Genomic DNA, 1,192 nt, shown 5'->3' with positions numbered 1-1,192 from the left:
AACCATAAGGATCATGCGAAATGCAGGCGGAACAACGCCTCTCGGAAGCGCCGGTCAAACGACGGATCCTTCTCGTCGAGGACGATCCGGTGCTGCGAAGCAATTACGAGACGCTGCTAAGCGCTCACCGATTCTTAGTCAGTGCCTGTGATAACCCGACTGACGCAGTCGCCACGTTCGTCAGTGAGCCCYTCGACGTTGTAATCTTAGATGTGACCCTCGGCGATGACTACGAGGCGGGGTTTGACTTGTGCCGCCGGTTCCGCGAAATGAGCAAGGCGGTTCCCATCATATTTCTCACCGAGCACGATGCAGAGCCTGATCGCATAAGCGGCTTGCGCATTGGGGCGGATGACTATCTCGGTAAGACTATTTCCGGAGCTTACCTGGCTGCTCGGGTCAATGCGCTGATACGGCGAGTCGAGGCGCTTCGCGCCGAAGCCGCAAGCACAAATTCGGTGAAGACGCCCCAAGGCGCGTCATTGCTCAGAATTGATGATCGACTGTCTCGTGCATATTGGGACGGACACGCCCTAGAGCTATCGCTCACGCAATTTTGGATTCTACGCGATCTGTTCACGCATAGAGGAGAAGTCCGGTCGATAACCGAACTGATGCATTCCGCTAACATTACGGTTCAGCCCAACACGATTGTGGTACATATCAAGTCCATCAGAGAGGAAATCCAAAAATTCTCCTCCAGCTTCACTTGCATTAAGTCCGAGCGAGCTCGGGGGTACCGCTGGCTGGAAGACTAGCTTTGCCAGTCTGCCTTCAACGCCAGCATGTCTCAATGAGGATCTGACGCATAGGTTCGAAACAAGCGACTCAGCAGGATTGGGGAGTGATGCAAGAGATATCGGCTGTCCCATCTGGCAACCGCATCAGGCCGGTTCGCGAGCACACCAGCCGCGAACCCTGTTGCAAGAAGCGGCCTTTTGTAAGCGCTGCGCTTGTTTGATGAACGCTGCTAGGTCTCACGTAGTGGTATAGACAGCGAAGCCACCACCCCGGAGCCATCATCGAGATTCTCCAGACCAGCTGTGCCCCCGTGCTGTTCCGCCACTAGCCGTACGAGATACAGACCGAGTCCGTGGTGTTCGCTAGACGGGGAGGCTCGAGTGGAGGCGAACGGTCCAAAAAGCGGTTCGGTGTTCGCGGGGACCGTTGGGCCTCTGTTGCAGACACTGAC

At 56.0% G+C, this 1,192-nt stretch carries 2 protein-coding genes; one reads left to right on the top strand and one right to left on the bottom strand.

The window, feature by feature from the left end; translation table 11 throughout:
- Positions 1–20: 20 nt before the first annotated feature.
- A complete protein-coding gene (locus tag ACXJ7R_RS33535; RefSeq protein WP_457155539.1) occupies positions 21–758 on the top strand; it encodes a response regulator transcription factor in 738 nt (245 codons plus the stop codon).
- 212 nt (positions 759–970) lie between these two features.
- On the opposite strand, the gene ACXJ7R_RS33530 is transcribed toward ACXJ7R_RS33535, so the two are convergent.
- Positions 971–1,192, bottom strand: a 222-nt coding sequence (locus ACXJ7R_RS33530) for an ATP-binding protein (RefSeq protein WP_457155538.1), incomplete at its 5' end; no start/stop codon positions are given.

The sequence above is a fragment of the Mesorhizobium sp. P5_C1 genome (genome assembly GCF_054049815.1).
This window is presented reverse-complemented; position numbering and strand designations above follow the sequence as displayed.